Below are 26,514 nucleotides of genomic sequence, written 5' to 3' on the forward strand. Positions count from 1 at the left end.
CGCCCTGCCCGCCGCCCCAACCCGTTACTTGCCCCGCCAGAACAACGGCAACGGCGCGGCCACCATGCCGTCGAACTTCTTGTCGTAGGCCTTGAACTCCGAATAGCCGCCCAGCGGCACGAACATCACCTGTTCATAGGCGCGCTGCTGGATCTCGGCGGCGACACGCTTTTGCGCATCCAATCCCGTCACCGACTCGAACTCGGCGCGCAGGCGCTGGATGGTGTCGTCCCGGGTCCAGCCCGGATAACCGCCCTCGCCCCGCCCATCCAGATTGGCGTTCACGATGGGGTTGAGCAGGTCCATGCTGGTCAGGCTGGAATGGAAGATGCTCCAGCCGCCGTCGGCCAGCGGCGCGTCCTTGCTGCGCCGCGACAGCAGCGTGGCCCAGTCCATCGACTGCACTTCCACGTTCATGCCGATACTGCGCAGGGCCTGCGCGGTGACGGGCGCCAGCGTGGACAGGCTGCGCACGTCGGTGGGATGCAGGACGACGATCTTCTCGCCGGCATAGCCGCTGTCCTTGAGCAACGCCCGCGCCTGCGCCAGATTGGCGGGTTTGGTTTGCGTGGCGCCGGCTTCGGTCTGGTAGGCCGAGATGCAGCTCAACATGGCGCCGCACAGCTTGTAATAGGCGGGATCCCCCAGCGACGCATCCAGGTAGTCGGCCTGGTACAGCGCGGCCAGCACGGCGCGGCGCACCTTCACGTTGTCCAGCGGCGGCTGCTTCCAGTTCATGCGGAGCGTGTAGGTTTCCGAAGCGTCGCCATAGCTTTGCACTGTCAGGGTCTTCACGCCATCCAGTTGCGGCAGCAGGTCGGGCGCCACGTTCTCGACAAAGTCGATCTCGCCCTGGCGCAGCGCGTTCACCGCGGTCTGCGCGTCCGGCACGTTGACGACGTCGATCCGGTCGAACATGGCGACCTTGCCGCCGGCGAAGCGGCTGGCGGGCTCCTTGCGCGGCACGTAGTCCGCGTTTTTCACATACGCGGCCTTCACGCCCGCCTGGAACTCGGCCTGCACGAACTTGTACGGGCCGGAGCCGACGGTTTCCTTGATGGCTTCGGACGGCGGCGTCGCCGCGATGCGCCGCGGCATGATGAACGGCACCGGCGAACCCGGTTTGGCCAACGCGTCCAGCAGCAGTCCGTACGGCTTGGTGAGCACGATGCGGAAGGTGTCGGCGGACGGGCTGTCCATGCTTTGGGTGACGGCGGACAGGCGCGAACCGATGGGATCGCGCTGCGCCCAGCGCTTGAGCGACGCCACCACGTCTTCGCCGGTGACCGGCGCGCCGTCGTGGAACTTCAGGCCTGGCCGCAACGTGAACACGTAGGTCAGCTGGTCCGGCGAAACCGTCCACGATTCGACCATCTGCGGCTGCGGGCGCGAGGCCGCGTCCAGCGAAAACAGCGTGTCGTACACCATGTACCCGTGATTGCGCGTGATGTACGCATTGGTCAGGACGGGGTCCAGCACACGCAACGGCGCGTGCATGACCACCTTGGCATTGACCGGCTCGGCCTGGGCCGGGCAAAGGGGAACCGCCACCGCGAGGACGGCCAGGGCGGCCGCCGCAAAACCACGTTGTCTCATCGTCTTATCCCGATTCAAGGTGAAGAAGAAATGGCGGCCGCGTCCGGGCCGCGTCTGAAAGCCGTTTCAGGGTTTCGTATCAGTCTTGCGTTTCAGTCTGGTGTTTCAGTCGTGCGATTCCGTCCTGCGCTTCAGTCTTGCGATTCACTCCTGCAGCGCCTTCACGGCCCCCTGCAGCGCCCCGTCGCCCACGGGAATCCCGCACGCCCGCAGCGCGGCATCTACCCCGCCCAGCGCGCCCAGGATCATGGCGGGATGCACGTCGCCCAGGTGACCGATGCGGAACATCCGTCCTGCAAGCGGCCCCAGCCCGCCCGCCACCGCAACGTGGAAGCGTTCGCGCGCAACGGTTCGCATCGCCTCGACGTCCACGCCGTCGGCGACCGAAATGGTCGTGACCGACACCGCGCGCGCCGCGGGGTCTTCAACGAACAGCTTCAACGCGCCGCCTTGCGACCACGCATTCACCGCCGCATGCACCGCATTCGCCACGCGCCGATGCCGGGCAAACACGGCCTCCTCGCCTTCGGCCGCAATCAGATCCAGCGCTGCCCGCATGCCTGCCAGCAAACTTTGCGGCGGCGTGCCGCAAAACTTGCGGTAGAGCAGATCGCTCTTGCGCTTGGCCCAGTCCCAATAGGCGCGCGGCGTGGGATTGGCCTGCGCGGCCCGCATCGCGCGCGCGTCCACTGCGGTGAAGGACAGCCCCGGCGGTCCCATCAGCGCCTTCTGCGACGCGCCGATCGCCACGTTGACGCCCCACTCGTCCATGCGGAACGGCGTGGCGCCCAAGGATGCGATTACATCGGCCACCAGCAGCGCCGGATGGCCGCTGGCGTCCATGGCCCGGCGCACCGCCGCAATGTCGCTGGTCACGCCGCTGGCCGTGTCGGTGTGCACGGCAAAGACGGCGGCAATGCGGTGCGCCGTGTCGGCGCGCAGCGCCGCCTCGATCGCGGCCGGATCCAGCGCCTGTCCCGGGCGGGTCGGCGTGCGCAGGGCCGTGGCGCCCATCGCCTCGGCATGCACGGCCCACGCTTCCGCGAAATGGCCGCTCCCCGCCACCAGCACCTGCGCGCCGGGCGCGACCAGATTGGCAATGGTGGCTTCCCAGGCGCCGTGGCCGTTGGCGGCATACATCAGGACGTCCGCGTGCCGGGTGCCCAGCAGGCGGGCAAGGCCCGCCTCGCAATCTGCGACCAGCTCGGCCAGCCGCGGATCGGACAGATCCATGCATTGGCGGCCCATGGCCTCGCGCACCGCATCCGGCACATGCGTCGGGCCGGGTGTATGCAGGAATTGCGGACCGGCCAATGCGGCGCGGGGTGTCGTCAGGCTGTCTTTCATTCGATTGTCTCCAGGTCCGGCTCCAGCAGGCGCCGCGCGGCGGTCCATACCCGCTGCGTGTAGATCGGGGCGGTGGGCCGTTCAAACTGGCTCGCGGTGCGTTCGCACACCGCCTCCGACGGGAATACCAGCGGCGCGCCGGCCGATTGGGCCTTGACCTGCGCCTGGCAGGCGCGCTCCAGGTAATAGATGTTGACGAAGGCCTCCGCCACCGACGATCCGGCCGCCAGCAGGCCGTGGTTGCGCAGGATCATGGCCTTGTGCCGGCCAAGGCTGGCGACCAGGCTTTCGCGCTCTTCCAGGTCCAGCGCGATGCCCTGGTAATCGTGATAGCCCAGCCGGTTGTAGAAGCGCAGCGCATGCTGCGTGATCGGCAACAGGCCATCGCGCTGGCACGCCACGGCGATGCCGTCGGCGGTATGCGTATGCACCACGCACGCCAGATCGTGGCGCGCGGCATGCACCGCCGAATGAATGGTGAAGCCGGCCGCGTTGACCAGCTGGCTGTCGGCGTCACCGGGATCGACCGGATTGCCGTCCAGGTCGATCTTCACCAGGTCCTGCGGGCGCATTTCGTGAAACAGCACGCCGTAGCGGTTGATGAGGAAATGGTGTTTGGTGCCCGGCACCCGCGCGCTGATGTGGGTGTCGATCAGATCGGTCATGCGAAAGTGCGCGACTAGACGGTACAAGGCCGCCAGTTCGTCGCGCACGCGGGCTTCGGTAGGTTCTTGCATGATGAGGCTCCGGTTTCTTCAGGCGTTGTTCGGCGCGTGACCGGCGACGTGGGTCGCCACATCAGCCGGCAAATCCGATGCGAGATCCGACGCAAGATCCGCTGCCAGATCGGGCTGCGCGCGAATCAACCGGGCTATCGCCACGCTCCCCGCGTCGCCGCGCCGTTCCAGCTGGCGGATCACGCCCACGCGGTCGGCCACCGATTTGTCCTGGTTCAGCTTCATCTTTCCTTCCAGCCCGGCAATCGGAATCTCCAGCGCCGCGATCGCCTTCAGGCGCGGGGCCGTCAGGGTCTCGGGCATGTCCGGAAAGCGCCACGCGCCGCCCAGCGGCGTGTCGTAGCACGCCACCGTCTCCGTCAGCACCGCGCGGATGGCCTCGGGCGCCTCGATCAGCCGCGGCGTGCCGCGCGCGTGAACGGCGGTGTAGTTCCACGTCGGGAAGGTCTGCTGGTTGACATACCAGCTGGGCGAAATGAACGCGTGCGGGCCCTGGAACAGCACCAGCGCTTGCGCGCCGTCCTGCAGGTCGCGCCACTGCGGATTCGCGCGCGCCAGATGGGTGACCAGCGTTCCGCGCCCGCCATCGTCGCGCAGCAGGAACGGCAGGTGCGTGGCGTTCGCGCCGGCCGCGCCCACAGTCACCAGGGTGGCGAAACTGTGCGCGCGCATGAACGCGTGCAGGACGCCGATATCGGCTTCGGCATAGGCCGGCGGGGTATACATGTCGCCCCCTAGGCCTTGGCGTGCAGCCAGCGCGCCGTGTCGTCGAAGGCTTCGCCCGCGACCGCGGCAATAGAGACCGCCTCCAGGAAGCTGTGCGCGGTGCCGGGATACACCTTCGACGCGACGTCCACGCCGGCCTCGCGCAGCTTGCGCTCCAGTTCGATGCTGTCGTCATGCAGCGGATCGCACTCGGTGACCACCAGCCACGCCGGCGGCAGGCCTTTCAGGTCGGCGCGCAGGATGTCCACGCGCGGATCGAAGAAGTCCTTGCCGTGGCGGATGTGCATGCCGCGGAACCAGATCATCATGTGCAGCGACAGGCCGTATTCGCCGGCGCCGTAGCGCACGACCGAATTGCGGAACAGGTTGCTGCCAAAGCCGCCGTAGTTCAGCACCAGCCCCTTGATGAGCGGCAAGCCTTCATCGCGCAGCGTCAGCGCCGTGCCCATCGACAGGTTGGCGCCGGCCGAATCGCCGCCCACGAAGATCTGGCCGGCATCGATGTCCAGCTCGCCCGCCGACGCGGCAACCCAGCGCAGCACGTCCACGCATTCTTCCAGCGGCTGCGGGAACTTGGCTTCGGGCGCGCGGGTGTAGTCCACCCCCACCACCACGACCCCGGCGCGTTCGGCGTATTCGCGCATCACGCGGTCATGCGTGTCGATGCTGAACAGCACGAAGCCGCCGCCGTGGATGTACATGAACGCGCCCGGCAGCCGGCGCTGCGCGGGGTAATAGACCCGCACGCGCACGGGCCCGTGACGCGTGGCCACCTGATGTTCCATCGTGCGCGCCATCTGCGGGCCGCCCTGGGCCCACGGCAGGCGCACCTTCTCGGCATTGGCGCGGCCCTGTTCGATGGACAGGGTGTCGCGGCGCGGATACTGCGACGCGTCCGCCGCCATGCGCCGCAGGAATTCGGCGATCTGCGGGTCCAGAGGCGCAGGCGTGCCGGTCGGAATGGTGAACGCGGGATCTTCGAAATGCATGGAATGTCTCGTCTTGGGTTGGCAATCGGAAAACGGGGTATCGCGGCGTCAATAACCGCGCGACAGGTCGACTGTGTGGGCCAGGGACTCGCCCTGCCCCAGCCGGCGGATGTTGGCCACGACCTGCTCGGCCACGGTGCCCGGCGACGGCATGGTCGCCATGTGCGGGGTGACGATCACGCCGGGCGTGGACCACAGCGGATCAGCGGGATCCAGCGGTTCCTGCGCGAACACGTCAAGCACGGCCCCGCGCAGTTGCCCGCGCGCCAGGGCGTCGATCAGGTCGGCCGCGACCAGGTGTTCGCCCCGGCCGCAATTGACCACCGCCGCGCCTTGCGGCAGCGCGTCGAAGGTGCGGCGGTTCAGGATGCCGCGCGTAGCGTCGGTCAGCGGCACCAGGCACACCAGCACGTCGGTGTTGGCCAGGAAATCGTCAAAGGCGTCCTCGCCGGCATAAACGCGCACCCCGTCGATGTCCCGCGGGGTGCGCGACCAGCCGTTGACCGGATAGCCCATTCCGGGCAGCACGGCGGCAATGGCGCCGCCCAGTTCGCCCAGGCCCATCAGGCCGATCCGGCACTGCGACGCCGGCGTCTGCGGCGGCCGGCTCCAGCGCGCGGCACGCTGGTTGGACAGCGCCAGGTCCAGCTTGCGGTGAAACGTCAGCACGCACCACAGCACGTACTGCAGCATGCCTTGGGCCAACTGCGGATCGACCACGCGGCAGACCGGCAGCCCGCGCGTGCGCTGGCCGTCCAGCAGGTTGTCCACGCCGGCGGCGATGCTGTGGATCAGTTTCAGGTTGGGCATGTCGTCGTACACGCCCACGGGCGGGTTCCAGCAGACCGCCACGTCGGCATGCAGGCTGCGCGGGTCCGGCCAGACGGCGACGTCCAGCTCGGGCGCCAGTCCCTGCAACAAAGGCTGAAAGTAGGAAAGATTGGCCGATCGGCTCAACAAGGCAACGCGTGTCATCGGGGTTTCCTTCAAGCGCCGGCCAATGCCAGTCCGGCCGGGGGCCGGCTGCCCAACCCGTCCTTGCCGGGAATGGCGGCCAGCAGTTCCTGGGTATAGCTGCTTCCGGGCCGCGTGAAGATCTGCTCGGCAGGGCCGATCTCCATGACGCGGCCACGCTGCATGACGGCGATGCGATGGCACAGCCGGGCGGCCACGCGCAGGTCGTGGGTGATGAAGATCATGCTCAGGTTCAGTTGCGCGCGGATCCGCTCGAGCAGATCCAGAATCTGCGCCTGCACGGACACGTCCAGCGCCGACACCGCCTCGTCCGCGATCAGGATCTCCGGCTCCATCATCAGCGCCCGCGCGATCGAAATCCGCTGGCGCTGTCCGCCGGAAAACTCATGCGGATAGCGCTTGAGCGCGCTGGCATCGATGCTGACCAGCGCCAGCATGTCGCGCATCCGCGCCTGCACGCGGGCCGGGTCTTCGCCATAGTTCAGCGGCCCTTCGGACAGCGTGGCCTCGATGGTCAGGCGCGGGTTGAAGGACCGATAAGGGTCCTGGAACACCATCTGAATCCGCTTGCACCACTGGCGCCACGCTGCGCGCGACAGGTTCGACACGTCCTCGCCATTCATGACGATGCGGCCAGACGTGGGACGCGCGAAGTGCGCCAGACACCGGCCCAGCGTCGTCTTGCCCGAGCCGGACTCGCCGACGATGCCCAGCGTTTCGCCGCGCGCCAGCGACAGCGACACGCCGTCCAGTGCGTTGACCTCGCGCCGCTTGGACCGGAACAGGCTGGACGTCACGAAGCGCATGCCCAGGTTTTCGACCGAAATGACCGGGTCGCCCTCGGCCAGCGGCGCACCGGCGCCGAACTTGCCCTTGGGCACCGCGTCGATCAGCTTGCGGGTATAGGGATGCTGCGGATTCGCCAGCACGTCGGCGGCGGCGCCGGCCTCCACGATGCGGCCGTGCTGCATCACGATCACGCGGTCCGCGATCTCGGCCACCACGTCGAAGTCGTGCGTGATGAACAGGATGCCGGTGTCGTGGCGCTCGCGCAGGCCGTGCAGCAGCCGCAGCACCTGCGCCTGCGACGTCACGTCCAGCGCGGTGGTCGGCTCGTCGGCGATGATCAGCGCCGGCTCCATCGCCAGTGCCATCGCGATCATCACCCGCTGGCGCTGCCCGCCCGACAACTGGTGCGGAAAGGCGTGGCGCAGGGTTTCGGGAGCAGGCAGCCGCATGTCGGTCAGCAACGCCAGCACGCGCTGGTCGACCTCGCGGCGCGACAGCGACGGGCCATGGAACTGGAAGATCTCGGCGATCTGATCGCCTACCTGCATCAGCGGGTTCAGGGCTGTCATGGGCTCCTGAAAGATCATGGCCATCCGGTCGCCGCGCAGCGCGCGCAGCTCAGCCAACGAGGCGTGCGTAATGTCGCGGCCGGACAGCAGAATCTGCCCGCTCTCCAGCTTGAGCACGTTCTTGGGCAAGAGGCCCATCACCGCGCTGGCCGTGACGGACTTGCCTGAGCCCGATTCGCCGACGATGCACACGATTTCGCGCGGGCTGACGGTGAGCGCGATGCCCTCGGCGGCGTAACGCCGGTCGCCGGCGCCGGGCAGGCTGACCTTCAGGTCGCGGATTTCCAGAATGGGAGGTGAGGACATCGGCTTCAACCCTTGCGTTGGCGCGCCATGCGCGGGTCCAGGCGATCACGCAGCGCGTCGCCGAACAGGTTCACGGACAGGATCAGCAGCGCCAGGAAGACGCCCGGAAACAGGACGATCCACGGCGCGCGCTGGAAGAACGGGCGGCCCTCGGAAATGATGCTGCCCAGGCTGGGGATCTCGGGCGGAAAGCCCAGGCCCAGGAAGCCCAGCACGGCTTCGATCAGAATGGCCGAGGCGCAGATGAACGTGGCCTGCACCACCAGCGGGTTGATCGTGCTGGGCAGGACATGGCGCCACAGCACGCGCCAGGTCGCCGTGCCCATGCCCAGCGACGCTTCGACGTAAGGTTCTTCGCGCACCGACAGCACCACGCTGCGCACCAGCCGCGCCACACGCGGAATCTCGGGGATGGCGATGGCCGTCACCATCGTGGGAATGGTCGCGCCGCCCAGCGCCACCATGGCGATGGCCAGCAGCAGGCCTGGGATGGCCATGATGCCGTCGATGATGCGCATCACCACCGCGTCCAGCTGGCGGAAATAGCCTGCCAGAAGGCCCAGCAGCAGCCCGGCGCACACCGAGATCACGCTGACCAGCGCCGCCAGCGTGATCGACAGCCGTCCGCCGTACAGCACGCGGGAGAACAGGTCGCGGCCCAGCGAATCGGTGCCCAGCCAGTATTCGGCGCTGACCGGCTTGAGCCGCATGCGGGGCGCCAGCGCGGCGGGGTCATGCCAGGTGATCAGCGGCGCCAGCATGGCCAGCCCCACCAGCGCCACCAGCAGCGCCAACCCGGTGAACATCATGGGATCGCGCGTCAGCGCGGGCCAGAAGGAACGGGGACGATCCAGAGCAGTTGTGGTCATGTCCGGCCTCAGTAGCGGATGCGCGGATCGAGCACGACATACAGCAGGTCGATCGCCAGGTTGATGAAGACATACACGAACGAGAAGAACAGGATCGTGCCCTGCACCACCGGATAGTCGCGCGCCAGCACGGCGTCGACGATCAGGCGTCCCACGCCGGGGATGTTGAAGATGGTCTCGGTGACGACCACCCCGCTGATCAGCGTGGTGAGCGCCAGCCCGATGACGGTGACGATGGGCACCGCGGCGTTGCGCAGGGCGTGGCGGTACAGCACGTAGCGTTCGGGCACACCCTTGGCGCGTGCCGTGCGCACGAAGTCTTCGCCCAGCACTTCCAGCATGCTGCCGCGCGTGATGCGGGTGATCAGCGCCACGAACACCGTTGCCAGCGTGATGGTGGGCAACGCCATGTGGTACAGAAACGTCCCGAACCCCGACGCCAACCCCGCGTAGCCCTGCACCGGAAACCAGTTCAGCTTCACCGAGAACGCCAGGATCAGCAGATAGCCCACCACGAACGCCGGCACCGAAAACGCCAGCACCGTGACCGCCAGCGTGACGCGGTCGAACAGCCCCTTGTGCCACCACGCCGAAAACACGCCCAGCGGAATCGCGGCAAAGATGGTGAGCAGGATCGCGCAGATGGCCAGCGCCATCGTCGGCCCCAGCCGCTGGCCGATCAGCGTGGTCACCGGGTCCTTAGAAATGATCGAGGAACCCAGGTCGCCTTGGAGCAGCGCGCCCATCGCCAGGGCGTATTGCGTGGGCAGCGGGCGGTCCAGGCCCATCTCGGCGCGGACCTGCGCCACGGCTTCCTCGCTGGCCATGTCGCCGGCGATGACGCGGGCGGGGTCGCCCGGCGCCAGCCGCAACAGCAGGAACACCACGGTGGCCACCACCAGCATCACGGGGATGGCGGCCAGCACGCGCTTGAAGATCAGATTGAGCATGATGGAGATCCCTTCCCGCTACTTGGGCGAGGTCCAGAAGAGCGGAATCGGCGCATCGACCATGTCCGCGAACTTGGCGTTGTAGCCCTTGAACTTGGAGTACCCGCCCAGCGGCACGTACATCACCTGTTCATAGTTGCGGCGCTGGATGGCCTGGGCCAGTTCGCGGCGTTCGTCCTCGGTGCGCGCGGCGGCGAAGCGGCTGCGCAGCTCGTCCATGACGGCGTCGTGCGTCCAGCCGGGGTACGTGGAATCCGCGCGCCCGTCCAGGTTGGGATTGCCCACCGCAGAGATCAGATCCAGGCTGGACATGTTGGACTGGAAGATGCTCCAGCCGCCCTGATCCACGCCCTCTTTCTTGCTGCGGCGGCTGAGCAGCGTGGCCCAGTCCATCGACTGGATCTCGACGTTCATGCCGATGCTGCGCAGCGCCTGCGCCGTGACGGGCGCGATGTTGGCGAAGATGGGCAGGTCGGTCGGATGCAGCACCACCACCTTTTCGCCGGCGTAGCCGCTTTCCTTCAGCAGCTTGCGGGCGTTTGCCAGGTCCGGCGGGTTGATCTGCGTGGCGCCTTCTTCGGACGCGTAGGGCGACACGCAGGTCAGCACCGCCCCGCACACCTGGTAGACGTCCGGATCGCCGATCTGCGCGTCCAGGTAGTCCGCTTCATACAGGGCGGCCAGCGCCGCGCGGCGCACCTTCACGTTATTGAACGGCGCCTGCAGCCAGTTCATCCGCAAGGTGAACATGTTGGAGTTCTTGCCGTAGGACTTGAGCGCGATGCCCTTGGCGTCCTTCAACTGCGGCATCAGGTCGGGCGGCACGTCCTCCAGGAAGTCGATCTCGCCGTTGCGCAGCGCGTTCACCGCGGTCTGGCTGTCGGGGATGTTCAGGAGTTCCAGCCGGTCCACCGTGACGACCTTGCCGCCCGCGAACGCACTGGCCGGCTCTTTGCGCGGCACGTAGCCGTCGAACTTTATATAGGTGGCTTTCACGCCGGCCTGGAAATCAGCCTGCACGAACTTGTAGGGGCCCGATCCGATCGTCTCGCTGATCGCCTGCGAGGCCGGCGCGGAGGCGATGCGCTTGGGCATGATGAACGGCACCGGCGAGCTTTCCTTGGCCAGCGATTCCAGCACCAGTCCGTAGGGCGCCTTGAGCTTGAGCGTGAAGGTGTCGGCGCCCGTCGCGGCGAGTTCGGCGGTGGCGTTCTTCAGGCGGTTGCCGATCGTCGCGTCGCCCGCCTGCCAGCGCTGCAGGGACGCGACCACGTCTTCAGCCGTGACCGGCGCGCCGTCATGGAACACCAGTCCGGGGCGCAATTTGAAGACATAGTTCATGCCGTCTTCGGACACCGTCCACGACTCCACCATCTGCGGCTGCGGATGGCCTGACGCGTCCATCGAGAACAACGTGTCGTAGACCAGATAGCCGTGGTTGCGGGTGACGTAGGCCGACGTGAGGATCGGGTCCAGCACGCGCAGCGGCGCGTGCATCACGAACCTGGCGGTGGTCTCGGCCTGGCTGGCGGCGGGCACGGCGGCCAGCGGCGCGGCTGCGGCCAGGAACAGTGCTGCGGAAAACAGAAAGGATCGCTTCATTACTTCCCCTTTATGGTTTGGTCCGGCGCCGGCGGCGTGCCGGCGGGCCTTGATGCGGATCAGGGCAGCAGGATCTGCCGCCCCGTCCAGGGCGCGGCGCGTTCCAGCTCGGCCGCCAGGCGCAGGATCTGGTCCTCGCGTCCGAAGTGCCCGATGAGCTGGCTGGCCACCGGTACCCCTGATTCCGTCCAGTCCAGCGGCAGGCTGGCCGCCGGCTGGCCCGAGGCGTTGATCACCGCCAGGAAGGTCGCATAGCGCGACACCTTTTCGCGGAACGCCCAGAATTCGCCCTCTAGCGCCAGGTCGCCCAGCTTGGCGGGCAGTTGCGCCAGCGTGGGCGTCAGCACCAGATCGACGTCCGTCATGGCCGACTCGATCGCGCGGCCGATCGCATGGAAGCGGTTGATCGAATCCACGTATTGCGTGGCGGTCAGTTCGCGGCCCACCGACAGGCCGTCGCGGATGACCGGCTCCAGGTCGTCGTCGCGCAGCTCGCGGCCGCGGATTGCCAGGCGTGCCTGCACGGCCAGCACGATGTTCGTGGCCAGCACGGTGCCGTGGGCACGGACGAATCCCGAATAGTCCAGGTCCGGCAACGGCGCGTCGACGACCTCGTGTCCCAGTTCCCGGCACAGGCGGGCCGTGCGTTCGACGGCGGCCAGGCATTCCGGCGCGATGGGGATGCCGTTCCAGGCCTGGCGCCACACGGCGATGCGCAGGGGCTCGCGGCGTTGCTCGCGCACCGAATCCAGATACGAGCCCGGCGCGGGCGGCGCGGCGTAGGGCGACCCCGGCGCATAGCCGCTGATCCCGTCCATCGCCGCCGCCGTATCGCGCACGCTGCGCGTCAGCACGCCTTCGCAGGCCATGCCGCCCCATCCTTCGCCGCGCGCCGGACCCATCGGCACGCGGCCACGGCTGGGCTTTAAGCCAAACACGCCGCAGCAGGCAGCCGGGATGCGGATCGACCCGCCACCATCGCTGCCGTGTGCCACCGGCACGATGCCTGCCGCCACTGCGACCGCGGCGCCGCCGCTGGAACCGCCGACCGACCGGTCCAGCGCCCGCGGGTTCAGCGTGGCGCCGCCGTTGCGGCGCGCCTCGGTGGACGGTCCCATGCACAGTTCCGATACCGTGGTCCGTGCGAACGGGATCAGTCCCGACGCTTCGAAGCGCTGGGCCAACGTCGCGTCGAACGCGTATTCCGTGTCGTCAAACAGTGCCGAACCCAGGCTGGACGGAAAGCGCACGCTCGGCAGACCCGAATCCTTGAGCAGAAACGGGATGCCGCGGAACAGGCCGCGCTCGGTCCAGCCGCCGGCCAATTTACGGCCCGTTTCAGGCTGCACGTAGGTCAGCGCGTTCAATGGCGCGCCGCGTTCTTCAGCCAACTGCAATGCGCATTCCATCAGCTCGGCCGGCGTCACCTGTCCGCGCGCCAGCAGCCCCGCCAACGCCAATCCGTCCTGCCCTTCGTACTCGTCTGTCCGCATGACTTCCCTGCAACCTTGATGCGCCTGGGTGGCCGGCGCGATAGCCCGCATCCGATTCGATGCCCTGCTTTTGCCGCCTACTTTTAGGTATTGTTTAGCAATACCGATGTAGTTCATAAAAATATTCTAAGCGAGCAACTTCGGGGCACGCAACGCGCGATGCATCAGGGATTTCCCGCGATGGCGGGCTTGTCGAGACGTTGGCGCGATGTGCCGCGGACATCGGTATTGCCGATCGCAGCGCCGCCCCCAATAATTTCCGCACGCTCGAATTCCCCTCCTCTCATCGGCAAGGAAATACGCTCATGCACATCCTGGTTGCTGGCTTCCAGCACGAGACCAACACCTTCGCGCCCTCCAAGGCGGGCTACGACAACTTCGTGCGCGGCGAAGGATTTCCCGCGATGGTGCGGGGCGCGGACATGCTGGCGCTGCGCGAGGTCAACATTCCGGCCGGCGGCTTTATCAACGAGGTGGCCGCGGAAGGCCACACCGTGCAGACCGTGATCTGGGCAGGCGCCAGCCCGTCTGCCCATGTGACGCGCGACGCTTACGAACGCATCGCCGGCGAGATCCTGGACGCGGTGCGGGCGGGCGGCTTTGACGCCGTCTATCTGGACCTGCACGGCGCCATGGTCACGGAACATCTGGACGATGGCGAAGGCGAACTGCTTGCCGGCGTGCGCGAGATCGTGGGATCGGACGTGCCGGTGGTCGCCAGCCTGGATCTGCACGCGAATGTCACCGCGCAGATGCTGCAAAGCGCCGACGGCCTGGTGGCATTCCGCACCTATCCGCACGTGGACATGGCCGACACCGGCGTGCTGGCCGCGCGGCTGCTCATGGCGCGCATGCAGGCCGGCGGCAAATGGACCCGCAGCGAACGCCGCCTGCCCTTCCTGATTCCCATCAACGGCATGTGCACGATGCTCGAACCCTCGCAGGGCGTGTATGCCTTACTGGGTGAACTGGAACAGACGCCCGGCGTCGCCTCCGTCTCCTTCGCGCCGGGCTTTCCCGCCGCGGATTTCCCGGAGTGCGGGCCGGTGGTGTGGGCCTACGGCACGGACGCCGCCGCGGTCGAGCAGGTCACGGAATCGCTGTATGCGCGCGTGCTGGCGCTGGAACCCGAGTGGTCGCCGGACTTTCTGGAACCGGCCGAGGCGGTGCGCCGCGCGCAGGCCCTGGCCGCGGAAGCGACGCGGCCCATCGTCATTGCGGACACGCAGGACAACCCCGGCGCGGGCGGTGACGCCAACACCACCGGCATGCTGCGCGCGCTGGTGGAAGCGGACGCGCAGAACGCCGCACTGGGCTTGCTGTACGACCCCGACGTGGTGCGTCAGGCAACAGCGGCAGGCGTCGGCGCGACCGTCGCGCTCAAGCTGGGCGGTCAGTCCGGCGTCACGGGCGACGCGGCCTTTGAAGGCGAATTCGTGGTCGAGGCGCTATCCGATGGCAAGCTGCGCTTTGACGGACCGATGATGAACGGCATGGACGTCGACCTGGGCGGGACGGCCACACTGCGGATCGGCGGCGTGCGGGTGGTGGTCAGCGCCGGCAAGGCGCAGATGCTGGACCGCAACCTGTTCCGCGTCGGCGGCGTGCAGCCTGAGGAAACGGGGATATTGGTGGTGAAAAGCTCGGTGCATTTCCGGGCCGACTTCCAACCCATCGCGCACGAGGTGCTGGTGGCCAAGGCGCCCGGCCCGATGCAGGCCGATCCCGCGGATCTGCCATGGACGCGTCTGGCGCCCGGGATGCGGGTGCGGCCGCAGGGGCGGCCGTTTGCGGCAGCGTGAAAACGGCATGGCCGGCGCAAAGGCGCCGGCCATGCTGACGAAGGCGGCCATCGTGGCCGCTATCAATCGGTATTACTTCAGCTTGCCCTGCGGGCTGACGAAGTCTTCCAGCGTCAGTCCCTTTTCCTTCAGGATCGCCTCCAGTAGCGGTTGCAGCTTGCCCAGGCTTTCCTGAACGGTCTCGCGCACGGTGTCGACGATGACCTGCGTGCTGCGCTCGATCTCGATGTTGACCGCGTCGCCCACCTGTTTGTCCTCGAAGACCGTCATGCGGCGCGTCTCGGGAATCAGCCAGACCTCGAACCAGCCTTCGGCGCGGTTCACTTCCGACACGGTCAGGCTGGCGCCGTTGATGGCGATGTAGCCCTTGGCGAACACGTATTTGCGGAAGGCCTCGGGAATGCTGAAGCGCATCAGGCGATTGGTGTCCGACGACTTCACCATCAGCACCTGCGACGTGAAGTCCACGTGGCCCGACAACGGATGGCCGCCGATCTCGGCGCCGTCCTTGGCCGCGCGCTCTACATTCGCGCTGTCGCCCTCGCCATAACTGCCCAGCGTGGTGATCGCCAGGCTTTGCAGCATGACGTCGAACGTGGCCTGGTTTTCGGACAGGATTTCCGTGACGGTCAGGCAGACGCCGTCCGTCGACACGCTGGCGCCGATGGCCAAGTCAGTGCAGAAACCAGGGGGGAAATCCAGCGTGAAGGTGCGCAGGCCTTCGCGATCCGCGATCTTTGCGATCTTCGCGGTGCCTTGAACAATACCGGTGAACATACGGATCCTGAATGCGGGGCGGCAGGCCCCGGAAGCAAAACATCAACGTTAACCGATATTTTGTCCGGGTCCTTGCTGGGGGCCGCTGCCCGGGCCATTGCCCGGGTCATTGCGCGGACGCGCCGCCCGCCGCGCCGGGATCAGTGGCGGATCGCGATGGTCTTCAGGCTGGTGAAGCCGTACAGCGCCTCAAAGCCCTTCTCGCGGCCGTAGCCCGACTGGCGCGAACCGCCGAACGGCAGTTCCACGCCGCCGCCCGCGCCGTAGTTGTTGACGAACACCTGGCCGGCGCGCAGCTTGCGGGCCAAGCGCATCTGGCGACCGCCGTCGCGCGTCCACACGCCCGCCACCAGGCCATACAGCGTGCCGTTGGCGATTTCCAGGGCTTCTTCCTCGGTGTCGAACACCATGGCGGCCAGCACCGGGCCGAAGACTTCTTCCTGCGCCAGGCGGCTGTCGGGCGGCACATCGCGGAACAGCACGGGCGTCTGATAGAAGCCGGCCTCGGGCGTGCCGTCCTTCAGCTTGCCGCGCGCGGCGACCTTCATGCCTTGCGCCTCGGCTTCGGCCAGGAAGCCGCGCACGCGGTCCTGCTGGCGCGCGTTGATCAGCGGACCGACATCCAGGTCCGCCGCCGCCGGTCCGGTCACCGTCGCGGAAAACGCGTCCGACAGGCGCTTGAGCACGGTTTCGTACACGCCGCGCTGGATCAGCACGCGGCTGCCGGCCGAGCACGTCTGGCCGGCGTTCTGGATGATCGCGCCCAGCAGCACCGGCATCGCGGCGTCCAGGTCGGCGTCGTCGAACACGATCTGCGGCGACTTGCCGCCCAGTTCCAGCGTGACGGGCACGTGGTTCTCGGCAGCGGCGTGCGCGACCATCTTGCCGGTCTGCGGCGAGCCCGTGAACGAGATGTGGTCGATGCCCGGATGCGCGGACAGCGCAGCGCCGGCCTCATGGCCGTAGCCCGTGACGATGTTCAGCGCGCCGGCGGGCAGGCCGACTTCGGCGGCGATCTCGGCCAGCTTCAGGAGCGACAGGCAGGCATCTTCAGCCGGCTTGACCACGCACGCGTTGCCCGCCGCCAGCGCCGCGCCGACGCTGCGGCCGAAGATCTGCAGGGGGTAGTTCCACGGCACGATGTGGCCGGTGACGCCATGCGGCTCGCGCACCGTCAGCACGGTGAATCCCGGCGTGTACGGAATGGTCTCGCCATGCAGCTTGTCGACCGCGCCGGCATAGAACTCGAAATAGCGCGCCACGGCGGCGGCATCGGCGCGCGCCTGCTTGATGGGCTTGCCCGTGTCGGCCGATTCCAGCTGCGCCAGTTCCTCCTGGCGGTCCAGCAGCGCAAAGGCAATCTTCATCAGCAGGCGGCTGCGGACGGCGGGCGCCATCTGGCCCCACTCGCCTTCGAACGCCTGGCGCGCGGCCTGCACGGCACGGTCCACGTCGGCCTCGTTCGAGCGGGCCAGTTCCTCGAAAGGCTTGCCATCGGACGGGTTCAGGACGGGAATGGTTTCACCGGTGGCCGCGGCCACCCATTGGTTGGCGATAAAGTTCTTCTGAGTCACGATGTGCGGAGTAAAGTAGCGGCCGAACGGCCGGTTGGGGGAAGCTGCATGTCTCGGTGCGCTTGCCGGCAGCTGGGCCGGCCGCGCCGCCGGCGCGTCGTGCGCGCGGGCGTTGTGGTTTGAATGGCAAGGTACGGGAGGCCTCCGCAACTTGTCAATTGAAATGACAGCTTTAATCCCAACCTTCAGGATATTTTTCTGGATGATCGGGTTATCCCTAATATTTCAGGGGCTTAGCGGCCCACCGGTTAGTCATGCCGCATGACAACCTGTCCCTACTTGAAGGAGCGCCCGATGAGCAACGTACGTGACCCGCAGCTTGAATCGCTGCTGGCCGCGGCTACCCGCCCCCGTCCCGAACTGGACGTGCTGGCCGAGGTGGCGTCAGGCCTGGGCTATGTCCGCGCCGAGCGCTTTGCCGAGCGCGTCTACGAAAGCCTGTTCTACGCGATCGCCACCGGCAAGATCGCCCCCGGCAACAAGCTGCCCACCGAACTGGAACTGGCCGCGCTCTTTGAAGTGTCGCGGCCCGTCGTGCGCCAGGCGCTGGACCGGCTGCGTGATGACCAGCTTGTGGACTCGATCCGCGGATCGGGCTCCTACGTGAAGTCCAAACCGGACCTGATGGGCGGCATGCCCGCCGTGGACCCCGCGCGCCGCGTGGGCCACATCCTGGAAGGCCTGGAACTGCGCATGGTGATCGAGCCCGAATGCGCGCACCTGGCCGCACTGCGCCGCACACCCGAAGACCTGCAGGAAATGGACCGCATGCTGACCGGCTACGAAGAGGCCGACGCGTCCGGCGCCATCGCGCACCATCACGACTATGGCTTTCACCGCGCCATTGCCACGGCCACGGGCAACCAGCGCTTCGTGCAGGTGCTCAAGTCCCTGGAATACGACGTGAGCCACGCCGTGAACGTCATGCGCCATCTGGTCCACAGCGAACCCTGGAAGCGCACGCGCGCCGCCATCGACGAACACCGCCACATCTACAAACTGATCCGCGATCAGGATGCCGAGGGCGCGCGCAACGTCATGCGCGCGCATATCGAAAAAGCCCGCAGCCGCATGCTCAACAGCGGCTCGGAACATTGAGCAGGAAGCCGTACCCCATGTCATCGCAACGCCCGCAACTGAACCTGAACCAGCAACTCGTCATCGTCACCGGCGCCAGCCGCGGCTTGGGCGCCGCCATCGCGCAGGCCTTCCTGCGTGAAGGCGCCAAGGTCGTCATCAACTATCTGAACAGCACAGAGCGCGCCGAGGCGCTGGCGGCTTCCGCCCCGGACCGCGCCCTGGCCGTGCAGGCCGACGTGCGCGACCCCGCCGCCGTCGCCGCCCTGGTCGCCCGCGCCAGCCAGCACTTTGGCCAGCCGGTCAGCACCATCGTCAACAACGCCCTGCCCGCTTTCCAGTTCAACGGCGACGCCCGCCCCCACGCCGACACGCTGGACTGGGCGCAGATGAACGCCCAGATCGAAGGCAGCGTGCGCGCGGCGCTCAACACCACGCAGGCCGCCCTGCCCGGCATGCGCGCCGCCGGCGGCGGCCGCATCATCAACGTCGGCACCAACCTGGTCCAGAACCCGGTCGTGCCGTACCACGACTACACCGCTGCCAAGGCCGCACTGCTCGCCTTCACCCGCACGCTGTCCCACGAACTGGGCGCGGACGGCATCACCGTCAACATGGTGTCCGGCGGCCTGCTGCGCACCACCGACGCCTCGGCCGCCACCCCCGACGCCGTCTTCGACATGATCGCCGCCGGCACCCCGCTGCGCGAAGTCACCACGCCAGAGCAATTTGCGGATGCCGTGCTGTTCTTCGCCAGCCCCTGGTCGCGTGCGGTGACCGGGCAGAACCTGATTGTCGACGGCGGATTGGTGAAGGGTTGATCGGCTCGAGGGCTGGCAGGTGTAAGAACCGGCCGGCATAAAGGGCTGACCGTCACTCCGGGTTGCCCCTTGGATGGCCCCAAAGCGTCGTGTGTTACGGTGGACCGGCAAATCCACCGCAACCCAGGAGGCAAGATGAAGACACAGATCAGTTATCGAAAGCTCGACGGCAGCGACGGCGTGGCGCTGGTCAATGGCGGGATTTCCGACAGCCAGCAGGCGAAGCAGGAGCTGGCGAATTGGCTGGACCTGCCGGCGGCGGACGCGGCGGGCGGAAATCCGGACGATGTCGACGGCCGGCTGCGGCGCGGGGGAATCGAGCCGGGATCGGTTGAGTTCAATCACATCAGCGAATAGCAAAAGCCAAAACCCCGATTCGCAGGAATCGGGGTTTTTGTTTGTGCGTGTCTGACACCTTGCGGCGGCGGTGGAGCTTCGCTGGCCGGTGTCTGACACCCAATGAGACGCTGCCCCGAACTGGCGATCGCCTCCCGCGGGTGTCAGACACCCAATATGCGCAGGCCGGGCAAAAAAGCGCGTCATGGCGGCGCGGTATCATTCCGCATCTGCATGGGGCGGCCTCGCCCCCCCCCCGAATTGCTCTCGTTTCAACGACGCCATCGAAGCCGGATTTGAAGCCCTCGGCCCGTCACGCCGACGCGATGCCGCGAGAGCCGCGTAAACAAACATCTGAACAAAACATGAAACTCGCCACCTGGAACGTCAACTCCCTGAACGTGCGCCTGCAACAGGTCCTCGACTGGCTCGCCGCCAATCCCGTCGACGTGCTGTGCATCCAGGAGCTCAAGCTCACCGACGACAAGTTCCCCGAGGCGGCATTCAAGGAAGCCGGCTACCACGCCGTGTGGGCCGGCCAGAAAACCTATAACGGCGTCGCCATCATTTCCCGCGTGCCCGGCACGACGATGGTGCGCAACATCCCCGGCTTTGAAGACCCGCAGCAGCGCGTCCTGGCCCTGACCTTCCCCAGCCCCGAAGGCGACGTGCGCGTCGTCTGCGCCTACTGCCCCAACGGCCAGTCGGTTGGGTCAGACAAGTACGCGTACAAGCTGGAATGGTTTGAAGCCATGCGCAAATGGCTGGCTGAAGAGATCAAGCAATTTCCCCGCCTGGCCGTGCTGGGCGACTACAACGTCGCGCCCGCCGACGAAGACGTGCACAACCCCGAAAAGTGGGAAGGCCAGGTCCTGGTGTCCGAACCCGAACGTCAGGCGTTGCGCTCGCTGATCGACGTGGGCCTGACCGACTCGTTCCGCCTGTTCGAGCAGCCGGAAAAGTCGTTCACGTGGTGGGATTACCGCCAATTCGCGTTCCGCCGCAACGCCGGCCTGCGCATCGACCACGTGCTGCTGTCCGCCCCGCTGGTCAAGCGTTGCACCGCCTGCGTGATCGACAAGGAACCGCGCCGCAACGAGCAACCGTCGGACCACGCGCCGGTCATCGCCACGCTCGCATTTGTCTGAAAAATATCGGCGCCGGCGCGTGTTGCGCAGCCGGGGGGAATTCCTGTATATTTCTGGTCTTGCTTGATTTGGGGCGGTAGCTCAGCTGGGAGAGCGTCGCGTTCGCAATGCGAAGGTCGGGAGTTCGATCCTCCTCCGCTCCACCAAATTCCAGACGGAAAAGCCTTGGACACTTTTGTGTGCCAAGGCTTTTTTGTTTCTGCAGGCTGGATGTCTACGGCCCGTAGGTGGAACCTACAGCCCGCCTATGGAACGGCAATATTTGTACGGCAAGTGCGACGGCGCTAGGCCGTTTCACCGGCAAGGCTTCAACGTGTGCAGATCCAGCAGCGTGAACCGCCCCCCGTCCTGCCAACCTCCCGTGTCGATGTAATACACATTGCCCAACTGCGCCGGCTTGCGCAGCGTCATGTGCCCGTGGACCACCGCACGGACGTTTCGGACAGGTTTGGCATATTGCATTCGATAGCGGTCGATGGACCACAGGCACGCGTGTTCATCATCCAGACTGAAACCGGCGCCGTGAATGGCTTGCCAATCGTCATAGGGAAAATCGGCATGCACCAGACCGACGACACCGCCCGGCGTTTCCACCTCGATGGCCAACGGCAAGGCATTCAGGCATGTAGCGATGCGGACCTGGGTGTCGCCATCGCACGCGTCCAGCCATTCGCCGCCATGGAGGCGATGATCCACGTCGGGAATGGGGTTGTTCATGGCGCGCCGCCACGTCATGAGGTCGTGATTCCCGCAGATCGCGTGAAACCAGGGGCGCTCCAGCCAAGCCAGCACCTCGGCGGACTCTGGCCCGCGATCGACGAGATCGCCGACGGCGAACAAGCGGTCATGCTCGGGGGAAAACCGGGCTGCGGCAAGCGCGGCTTCAAGCCGGCCGAAATGGCCGTGTATGTCGCCGACGGCAAGGTCGCGGCCTTTGGTGTTTAGACCAAAGCGCTCTACACGCAGATTTCCGGACCTTTGAGCTGCTTCCATGCGGCTTTTCACCCTTACCCTTCCCTGGCGTTGAGGCGCTGTTCCAGCGCCCCAATGGATTGCAACACATCTTGGATCTCGGGCAGCGCACCGAAGACCATTCCTCCCATCGCCACGTAATCGCGCGCTAGCGATTCGCTCATGGGCTGCGACGGGGCCAAAGTGAAAGAGCCGCGCTGCGCCAGGTCCAGCCCCAGATCGCCACTGCCGAAGAACATCCGCGCGTGCAGCGCGCAGTCCTGAGCCAAATCCTGGCCGGCCAACCACGCACTGATGTCCGGGTGCTGCAATAGGCGGTGGATGTCGTAAAAGTGACGCGAGACCCGCTGCCCGCCCTGGCGTAACTCCCCCCGGCGGTCATGCCATTGGCGCGCCCCGTGCAAGATGATGATCTTGTCCCAAAACGTGCGCTCGGGCTTAACGGTTGTGACGTCGCGCACCGCCATGTCCAGATCGGCCAAATCGTCAGCGATATAAGGAATGACGGTGGCCGACTCGTGCGGGTCCAACGCCGACTTGGCGCCTGCCTCAATCTTTACAGCGGAACGAATGTAGTCGCCCTCCGCAGACGTCACGGCGGGATACCAGAACAGCAACGTCTGCCGGTCGGGATCTTCAAGGTCCAGCTCGACACGGAATTGGTCGGTGGGCATGATCCGATTTGCAATCTCGCCCAAATGCACTGCCATCACCTCGGCAATGTACTGCCGGCAGGCGTCGCGGATGCGATTGAGACGGACGCGGCGTTGTTTGCCGCTCAAGGCGTGGAGGTCCGACACCTCGATCGGCTCGCCGATATCCTGGCGAAACACCGTAATGTCTATGTCCTCGGAAAAGCGCGAAATCAGTCCGAATGATTTGGATAGGGACGTGCCGCCCTTGAACAGCAAACGCGGCCCATTGGACGGCAAGCCGTTGAACAGGGCATCCAGAACCCAGCACACCCAGAAGTCTTTTTCGACATGTTGAACGGCGGTGCCCAAACGCGCGGCCGTGGTCAGAAACAAGCCGCGACGCTCTGCGCCGCTCGCCTGAATGACCGTCTGGAAATTCAAATTCATGCCGAGGTCCCACTGCGCGATTGGCGCTATCTGGAGACCGTCATTGTCTCCTCGTGCGCACCTACCTGTGGAGCGCAACCGGGCAATTCTCGGACCAAATCCTGCATCCACGCGGGCAAGGTGCTGAATCCCGCCGATATGTCTTGGCGAATGGCAGCTCCTTGAGGAGAGTCTGCCAGGATGGCAGACAGCCGTTTGAGGATGTTGGGTTTGTTGGCGGGCAAAGTGTCTTTGAGCCAGTGCAACGCCTGCACAACGCGCATTGCAGGCCTTCCGGCCCAAAACAAACGGCTTGGAGCAGTGAGCTTGAACTGAATCACCAGATTGTCGAACCGGATGGCCCGCCGGCGAGCATCGGTATGAATCGTGACGTGCGCGGGCACGGCATGAGTCAGTCCCAGATCGTTCGCGGCGGTCATGCCATCGACCAGCAAACGCAACTGATCCCGACGGGCGATCGCATCCAGCACCGCGCGATAGTCCGGGACTGCGGCCTTTTTCGTCAGGCTGTTTACTCTGGGCCGGTCATACAACCCACGGTCGATCCGGCGCAATTTCCCCGCGGCAGCAAGGCGCTGCAGCGCCTTGTCCACCGCGTCGCGGCCACCCAGGTGGGCGAAGTCAGCCGCGCCCCAGACATGGCCGGGCCTGGCGGCCTCCATGCTGGCCACAATCTGAGTCTTGATATCGTTCATAGGGCATCCTTGTCCGATATTTGTATATCTTTTTCGGACAGACGGCAAATCTGTCCGAAATTTGTAGGCCAATTTCGGACGGTGTGATTACTACGCCCCCCTCAAACCGTCTCCTTATCCAACCGCCGCACCGCCGCGCTCAGCGTCGAGAAATCAAACTCCTTCCGTCCGCGCATCACCCGCCGGATCAGCACGGTCGTTACCACCGGCACAAACGCCGCCAGCAGGAACGATTCCAGCAGGAAGGTCGGCTTATCCCCCGGCGCGGGGAAGAAGAAAAGGCCGGCGATCAGCCCCGTGATGGTGGCCGTGGTCGCCGTGAATCCATCGTGCTTGCGGCTGAAAAGCCCGTAAAACACCGGGAAGGCGGCGGCCGAGCACAGCAGGTCGGCCAGCAGGAACAGGTACAGCACGCTGTAGCCTTGCGACGCCACGATCATCACGGGGATCGCCATCAGCAGCACCAGCCACCGCGCCAGGCGCTTCATGGTGGCGCCGCCGGCGTTGGGCATCAGGCGGCGCAGGTCGACCGCAATGATGCTGGACACCGCGCTGATGGCGGTGTCGGCGGTGCTCATGACCAGGGACAGGCCCAGCGGAATCAGGGCAATGACGAACCACGCCGGGGCGTGCGGCATGATGACGCTGAACAGCGCGATCGAGCTGTCGCCCTCGGGCGCCAACCCGACAAACGCCAGGCCGAACAGGCCCATCAAAAAGATGAAAGGCGCCACCAGCACGCCGCCCAGCAGAAAGCCGTTGCGCATCGTGCGGGTGTCGCGGGCGGCGTAGATGCGTTGCCAGTTGCCCTGGTGGAAGATGCCGGTCAGCAGGATCGCGACAAAGAAGGTCAGCCCGGCCTTCACGCCCACCGGATCGGTCAGGTCCAGCAGTTGCGGGGCCTTGGCCTGCAGCGCTTCGATGGTCGGCAATGCGCCGCCAGCCGCCTGCCAGCCGACCACGCACAGCACCACCAGCAGCGGCACGATGATCATCATCTGCACCTGATCGGTAAAGATGGACGAGCGCAGGCCGCCGTAGGTCGTGTAGAGCAAAGTCGTCCCCATCACGATGGCCGCGGTGGCCCACAGGGGCACGGGCGCCAGCATCGCGACCAGCTTGGCAATCGCCGTGACCTCGGCCGACAGTGCGATGAACAGGTAGAACAGCATGATGAAGAGCGCCAGGCCGTACATGGGCCGGCCGTAGCGCGCCATCAGGAACTCGGTCAGCGTGTGGCCGTGCGGAATCAGTTCGCGCATGCGCCGGCCCAGCGGAATCATGACCAGGCGCGGCGACATCGACCCGAGCGCGTAGCCGATCACGGCGGCCAGCCCGCCCCAGGTTGCGGCCTGCGCCGGCGAAAAGAGAATCCATGCGCCCAGCGTGGACGCCATCAGCGTCAGGATCGTGCCAAACGACCCCTGGCTGTTGCGCGCGACGATGTAGTCTTCCAGGGTGCCGCGCTTGCGCCGGGTGTACAGCACGCTGGCCACGGCGAAGCCGCCCGAGAACAGCAGCAGCCATACCAGGGCGGTGGTTTGGGTCAACATGAAGGTCGGTCCTCCCGCGGGCGGCCTGAGGCCGGACGCGTAACGCGGCGGCCCGCCGTCAGGGAGGCCGCGAGATGAATGGAATCAGGGAGGGCGCGCGAGAGACTTGCGGAGTCCTTCCCTTCGCCGGCATTACCCGGATCAGGTTCAAAGGGTTACCGCATAGACGCGGAATCTCAGCCCGTACAGGGCTCCCCCAGGAATTGCCGCAAGGTTAGGAGAGCAGCGCGGCGATGTCAACGCGCGGCGTGAGAAACGTTGGGCCGGGTATGCCGGGCAGGCGCCGCGGCCGCGCAAGCCCCGCCGACCGCAACGGCGCCCGCCCGCCGTTTTATGCTAAGTTCGCCCGCTTGCGGCACCCGCGGGCGTGCCGGACGCGGCAATCAATGACGCAATTGATGACGCAACTGATGAAGCAATCGACGAGCTGATCGCCATGATGCACCTGAACCTGTTCATTTTCGGCTGCGGCCACCATCGCGCGGCCTGGCGCCACCCGGACTCGGCGGCCGAGCGGCTGGGCGACATCAGCTACTACGAAAGCCTGGCCCGCACGGCCGAGCGCGGCAAGCTCGACGCCATTTTCTTTGCCGACGGCCAGTCGATGGACAACATCGGCGACGGGCCACGCTGGTATCTTGAACCGCTCACCACGATGGCCGCGATCGCCCGCGCCACCACCCGCATCGGCCTGATCAGCACGGTGTCCAGCACGTTCTTCACGCCCTTTCATGCGGCGCGCATGGTGGCCTCGCTGGATCACATTTCCGGCGGCCGCATGGGCTGGAACGTGGTGACCTCGATGTTCGATGCCGAGGCGCGCAATCACGGTTACGAAGCCATGCCCGGCCACGACTGGCGCTACGCGCGCGCCGAGGAATTTGTCGACGTTGCGCTGAGGCTGTTCGACTCGTGGGACGACGACGCGCTGGTCATCGACCGCAACGGCCACTTCGGCGTGCCGGACCGCCTGCACAAGATAGATCACCATGGCGAACACTTTCTGGTGGACGGCCCGCTTACCGTGCCGCGACCGCCGCAGGGGCATCCGGTGCTGTTCCAGGCGGGCGCCTCGGATCAGGGCCGCGATCTGGCGGCGCGCCGCGCGGAAGCCATCTATGCCGTGGCCTACGACTTGCCCGCCGCGCAGTCCTATTACCGCGACATCAAGCAACGTGTCCGGGCCGCTGGCCGCGACGCGTTCGTGCCCATCATGCCGGGCCTCGTGACCTATGTCGGCTCGACCGAAGCCGAGGCCCGCGCCAAGCAGCGCGAATTGGACGAACTCCTGCCCGCGGACGCCTCATTGCGCCAACTTGGCACGTTCGTCCTGCAGGATTGTTCGGGCTGGGAACTGGACGCGCCCGTGCCGCCCCTGCCCCCGCTGTCCGAGTTCACCGGCCCCAAAGGCCGTTACGGCACCATCCTGCGCATCATCGAAACCGAGCAGCCCACCGTGCGCCAGTTGCTCGGCCGGCTGGCCGCGGGCGGCGGGCACTGCACGATGGTGGGCACACCGGAGCAGATCGCGGACCGGATGGAACATTGGTTCAGGAACGAAGGCGCCGACGGCTTCAACCTGATGCCCCCGTCACTGCCGGGCGGCATCGACGACTTTGTGGAGCAGGTGGTGCCGGTGCTGCAACAGCGCGGGCTGTTCCGTAAGGACTACGAACACGCCACGCTGCGCGGACATCTGGGCCTGGAACGACCGGGCCGCTGAGAGGGC

23 protein-coding genes, 1 tRNA gene and 1 riboswitch are annotated in these 26,514 nt (G+C 66.4%); of the genes, 7 read left to right on the forward strand and 17 right to left on the reverse strand.

Annotated features, from left to right (window positions below):
* Nucleotides 1–24: 24 nt before the first annotated feature.
* From AC6CIE_RS09195 to AC6CIE_RS09245, 11 genes are all read right to left on the reverse strand, one after another.
* Nucleotides 25–1,596 (reverse strand): ABC transporter substrate-binding protein, encoded by a 1,572-nt coding sequence (locus tag AC6CIE_RS09195; protein ID WP_175138920.1) that lies wholly within the window; start codon nt 1,594–1,596, stop codon nt 25–27.
* A gap of 144 nt (nt 1,597–1,740) precedes the next feature.
* Nucleotides 1,741–2,943, reverse strand: coding sequence for a pyridoxal-phosphate-dependent aminotransferase family protein (locus AC6CIE_RS09200; RefSeq protein ID WP_498092075.1), 1,203 nt, complete (start codon nt 2,941–2,943; stop codon nt 1,741–1,743).
* Nucleotides 2,940–3,680: a class II aldolase/adducin family protein gene (locus AC6CIE_RS09205; protein ID WP_105238407.1), complete on the reverse strand. Its 741-nt coding sequence runs from the start codon at nt 3,678–3,680 to the stop codon at nt 2,940–2,942. Before AC6CIE_RS09205 ends, AC6CIE_RS09200 begins: the two co-directional genes overlap by 4 nt.
* A gap of 18 nt (nt 3,681–3,698) precedes the next feature.
* Nucleotides 3,699–4,406 carry an FMN-binding negative transcriptional regulator gene (locus AC6CIE_RS09210; protein ID WP_498092077.1) on the reverse strand — a complete coding sequence of 236 codons (708 nt, stop codon included), beginning with the start codon at nt 4,404–4,406 and terminating at the stop codon, nt 3,699–3,701.
* A gap of 8 nt (nt 4,407–4,414) precedes the next feature.
* Nucleotides 4,415–5,395, reverse strand: coding sequence for an alpha/beta hydrolase fold domain-containing protein (locus tag AC6CIE_RS09215; RefSeq protein ID WP_175138918.1), 981 nt, complete (start codon nt 5,393–5,395; stop codon nt 4,415–4,417).
* 48 nt (nt 5,396–5,443) lie between these two features.
* A complete protein-coding gene (locus tag AC6CIE_RS09220) occupies nt 5,444–6,370 on the reverse strand; it encodes a 2-hydroxyacid dehydrogenase (protein ID WP_498092079.1) in 927 nt (308 codons plus the stop codon).
* An 11-nt stretch (nt 6,371–6,381) separates the two neighbouring features.
* Nucleotides 6,382–8,034 carry a dipeptide ABC transporter ATP-binding protein gene (locus AC6CIE_RS09225; RefSeq protein WP_495601805.1) on the reverse strand — a complete coding sequence of 551 codons (1,653 nt, stop codon included), beginning with the start codon at nt 8,032–8,034 and terminating at the stop codon, nt 6,382–6,384.
* A gap of 5 nt (nt 8,035–8,039) precedes the next feature.
* Nucleotides 8,040–8,903 carry an ABC transporter permease gene (locus tag AC6CIE_RS09230; protein WP_175138915.1) on the reverse strand — a complete coding sequence of 288 codons (864 nt, stop codon included), beginning with the start codon at nt 8,901–8,903 and terminating at the stop codon, nt 8,040–8,042.
* 8 nt (nt 8,904–8,911) lie between these two features.
* Complete coding sequence (locus tag AC6CIE_RS09235; protein ID WP_175185139.1) at nt 8,912–9,853, reverse strand: ABC transporter permease; 942 nt, start codon at nt 9,851–9,853, stop codon at nt 8,912–8,914.
* An 18-nt stretch (nt 9,854–9,871) separates the two neighbouring features.
* Nucleotides 9,872–11,455, reverse strand: coding sequence for an ABC transporter substrate-binding protein (locus AC6CIE_RS09240; protein ID WP_498092080.1), 1,584 nt, complete (start codon nt 11,453–11,455; stop codon nt 9,872–9,874).
* A 59-nt stretch (nt 11,456–11,514) separates the two neighbouring features.
* Nucleotides 11,515–12,948 (reverse strand): amidase, encoded by a 1,434-nt coding sequence (locus AC6CIE_RS09245; protein WP_367351912.1) that lies wholly within the window; start codon nt 12,946–12,948, stop codon nt 11,515–11,517.
* Between the two features lie 305 nt (nt 12,949–13,253).
* On the opposite strand from AC6CIE_RS09245, the gene AC6CIE_RS09250 reads away from it, so the two are divergent.
* The gene (locus AC6CIE_RS09250) at nt 13,254–14,750 is read left to right on the forward strand and encodes a M81 family metallopeptidase (RefSeq protein WP_498092081.1); all 1,497 of its coding nucleotides are present in this window, start codon (nt 13,254–13,256) and stop codon (nt 14,748–14,750) included.
* A gap of 72 nt (nt 14,751–14,822) precedes the next feature.
* On the opposite strand, the gene AC6CIE_RS09255 is transcribed toward AC6CIE_RS09250, so the two are convergent.
* Nucleotides 14,823–15,527: a riboflavin synthase gene (locus AC6CIE_RS09255; RefSeq protein ID WP_056569982.1), complete on the reverse strand. Its 705-nt coding sequence runs from the start codon at nt 15,525–15,527 to the stop codon at nt 14,823–14,825.
* A gap of 140 nt (nt 15,528–15,667) precedes the next feature.
* A complete protein-coding gene (locus AC6CIE_RS09260; protein ID WP_175138979.1) occupies nt 15,668–17,104 on the reverse strand; it encodes an aldehyde dehydrogenase family protein in 1,437 nt (478 codons plus the stop codon).
* A 291-nt stretch (nt 17,105–17,395) separates the two neighbouring features.
* Here AC6CIE_RS09260 and AC6CIE_RS09265 point away from each other — a divergent pair, with 291 nt between their 5' ends.
* The 5 genes from AC6CIE_RS09265 (at nt 17,396) to AC6CIE_RS09285 (ending at nt 20,629) form a co-directional block, all read left to right on the forward strand.
* Complete coding sequence (locus AC6CIE_RS09265; RefSeq protein ID WP_498092083.1) at nt 17,396–18,199, forward strand: FadR/GntR family transcriptional regulator; 804 nt, start codon at nt 17,396–17,398, stop codon at nt 18,197–18,199.
* A 17-nt stretch (nt 18,200–18,216) separates the two neighbouring features.
* Entirely contained in the window at nt 18,217–18,999 is a 783-nt protein-coding gene (locus AC6CIE_RS09270; protein ID WP_498092085.1) for a 3-oxoacyl-ACP reductase, read from the forward strand.
* Between the two features lie 135 nt (nt 19,000–19,134).
* The gene (locus tag AC6CIE_RS09275) at nt 19,135–19,356 is read left to right on the forward strand and encodes a hypothetical protein (RefSeq protein WP_063952506.1); all 222 of its coding nucleotides are present in this window, start codon (nt 19,135–19,137) and stop codon (nt 19,354–19,356) included.
* A 344-nt stretch (nt 19,357–19,700) separates the two neighbouring features.
* Complete coding sequence (gene xth, locus AC6CIE_RS09280; protein WP_175185134.1) at nt 19,701–20,483, forward strand: exodeoxyribonuclease III; 783 nt, start codon at nt 19,701–19,703, stop codon at nt 20,481–20,483.
* A 70-nt stretch (nt 20,484–20,553) separates the two neighbouring features.
* Nucleotides 20,554–20,629, forward strand: a tRNA-Ala gene (locus AC6CIE_RS09285).
* 148 nt (nt 20,630–20,777) lie between these two features.
* Here the strand turns inward: AC6CIE_RS09285 and AC6CIE_RS09290 are convergent.
* The 4 genes from AC6CIE_RS09290 to AC6CIE_RS09305 form a co-directional block, all read right to left on the reverse strand.
* Nucleotides 20,778–21,488 (reverse strand): metallophosphoesterase, encoded by a 711-nt coding sequence (locus tag AC6CIE_RS09290; RefSeq protein ID WP_498092086.1) that lies wholly within the window; start codon nt 21,486–21,488, stop codon nt 20,778–20,780.
* Between the two features lie 2 nt (nt 21,489–21,490).
* Nucleotides 21,491–22,537: a nucleotidyl transferase AbiEii/AbiGii toxin family protein gene (locus AC6CIE_RS09295; RefSeq protein WP_498092088.1), complete on the reverse strand. Its 1,047-nt coding sequence runs from the start codon at nt 22,535–22,537 to the stop codon at nt 21,491–21,493.
* 26 nt (nt 22,538–22,563) lie between these two features.
* Nucleotides 22,564–23,232 carry a DUF6088 family protein gene (locus AC6CIE_RS09300; protein ID WP_498092090.1) on the reverse strand — a complete coding sequence of 223 codons (669 nt, stop codon included), beginning with the start codon at nt 23,230–23,232 and terminating at the stop codon, nt 22,564–22,566.
* 101 nt (nt 23,233–23,333) lie between these two features.
* Complete coding sequence (locus tag AC6CIE_RS09305) at nt 23,334–24,785, reverse strand: sodium:solute symporter family protein (protein ID WP_498092092.1); 1,452 nt, start codon at nt 24,783–24,785, stop codon at nt 23,334–23,336.
* Between the two features lie 101 nt (nt 24,786–24,886).
* A riboswitch (TPP riboswitch) is annotated at nt 24,887–24,993 on the reverse strand.
* 228 nt (nt 24,994–25,221) lie between these two features.
* On the opposite strand from AC6CIE_RS09305, the gene AC6CIE_RS09310 reads away from it, so the two are divergent.
* Entirely contained in the window at nt 25,222–26,508 is a 1,287-nt protein-coding gene (locus AC6CIE_RS09310) for an LLM class flavin-dependent oxidoreductase (RefSeq protein WP_175185130.1), read from the forward strand.
* Nucleotides 26,509–26,514: the final 6 nt, after the last annotated feature.

Source organism: Achromobacter sp. GQ309, from assembly GCF_059759315.1.

Bases quoted from the DNA above. Each gene is read 5' to 3' on its own strand.
- AC6CIE_RS09245 (WP_367351912.1), bottom strand. From the start codon at position 12,948: ATGCGGACAGACGAGTACGAAGGGCAGGACGGATTGGCGTTGGCGGGG.
- AC6CIE_RS09205 (WP_105238407.1), bottom strand. From the start codon at position 3,680: ATGCAAGAACCTACCGAAGCCCGCGTGCGCGACGAACTGGCGGCCTTG.
- AC6CIE_RS09305 (WP_498092092.1), bottom strand. From the start codon at position 24,785: ATGTTGACCCAAACCACCGCCCTGGTATGGCTGCTGCTGTTCTCGGGC.
- xth (WP_175185134.1), top strand. From the start codon at position 19,701: ATGAAACTCGCCACCTGGAACGTCAACTCCCTGAACGTGCGCCTGCAA.
- AC6CIE_RS09195 (WP_175138920.1), bottom strand. From the start codon at position 1,596: ATGAGACAACGTGGTTTTGCGGCGGCCGCCCTGGCCGTCCTCGCGGTG.
- AC6CIE_RS09265 (WP_498092083.1), top strand. From the start codon at position 17,396: ATGAGCAACGTACGTGACCCGCAGCTTGAATCGCTGCTGGCCGCGGCT.
- AC6CIE_RS09300 (WP_498092090.1), bottom strand. From the start codon at position 23,232: ATGAACGATATCAAGACTCAGATTGTGGCCAGCATGGAGGCCGCCAGG.
- AC6CIE_RS09235 (WP_175185139.1), bottom strand. From the start codon at position 9,853: ATGCTCAATCTGATCTTCAAGCGCGTGCTGGCCGCCATCCCCGTGATG.
- AC6CIE_RS09295 (WP_498092088.1), bottom strand. From the start codon at position 22,537: ATGAATTTGAATTTCCAGACGGTCATTCAGGCGAGCGGCGCAGAGCGT.
- AC6CIE_RS09310 (WP_175185130.1), top strand. From the start codon at position 25,222: ATGATGCACCTGAACCTGTTCATTTTCGGCTGCGGCCACCATCGCGCG.
- AC6CIE_RS09255 (WP_056569982.1), bottom strand. From the start codon at position 15,527: ATGTTCACCGGTATTGTTCAAGGCACCGCGAAGATCGCAAAGATCGCG.
- AC6CIE_RS09200 (WP_498092075.1), bottom strand. From the start codon at position 2,943: ATGAAAGACAGCCTGACGACACCCCGCGCCGCATTGGCCGGTCCGCAA.
- AC6CIE_RS09230 (WP_175138915.1), bottom strand. From the start codon at position 8,903: ATGACCACAACTGCTCTGGATCGTCCCCGTTCCTTCTGGCCCGCGCTG.
- AC6CIE_RS09220 (WP_498092079.1), bottom strand. From the start codon at position 6,370: ATGACACGCGTTGCCTTGTTGAGCCGATCGGCCAATCTTTCCTACTTT.
- AC6CIE_RS09250 (WP_498092081.1), top strand. From the start codon at position 13,254: ATGCACATCCTGGTTGCTGGCTTCCAGCACGAGACCAACACCTTCGCG.
- AC6CIE_RS09275 (WP_063952506.1), top strand. From the start codon at position 19,135: ATGAAGACACAGATCAGTTATCGAAAGCTCGACGGCAGCGACGGCGTG.
- AC6CIE_RS09215 (WP_175138918.1), bottom strand. From the start codon at position 5,395: ATGCATTTCGAAGATCCCGCGTTCACCATTCCGACCGGCACGCCTGCG.
- AC6CIE_RS09270 (WP_498092085.1), top strand. From the start codon at position 18,217: ATGTCATCGCAACGCCCGCAACTGAACCTGAACCAGCAACTCGTCATC.
- AC6CIE_RS09210 (WP_498092077.1), bottom strand. From the start codon at position 4,406: ATGTATACCCCGCCGGCCTATGCCGAAGCCGATATCGGCGTCCTGCAC.
- AC6CIE_RS09225 (WP_495601805.1), bottom strand. From the start codon at position 8,034: ATGTCCTCACCTCCCATTCTGGAAATCCGCGACCTGAAGGTCAGCCTG.
- AC6CIE_RS09240 (WP_498092080.1), bottom strand. From the start codon at position 11,455: ATGAAGCGATCCTTTCTGTTTTCCGCAGCACTGTTCCTGGCCGCAGCC.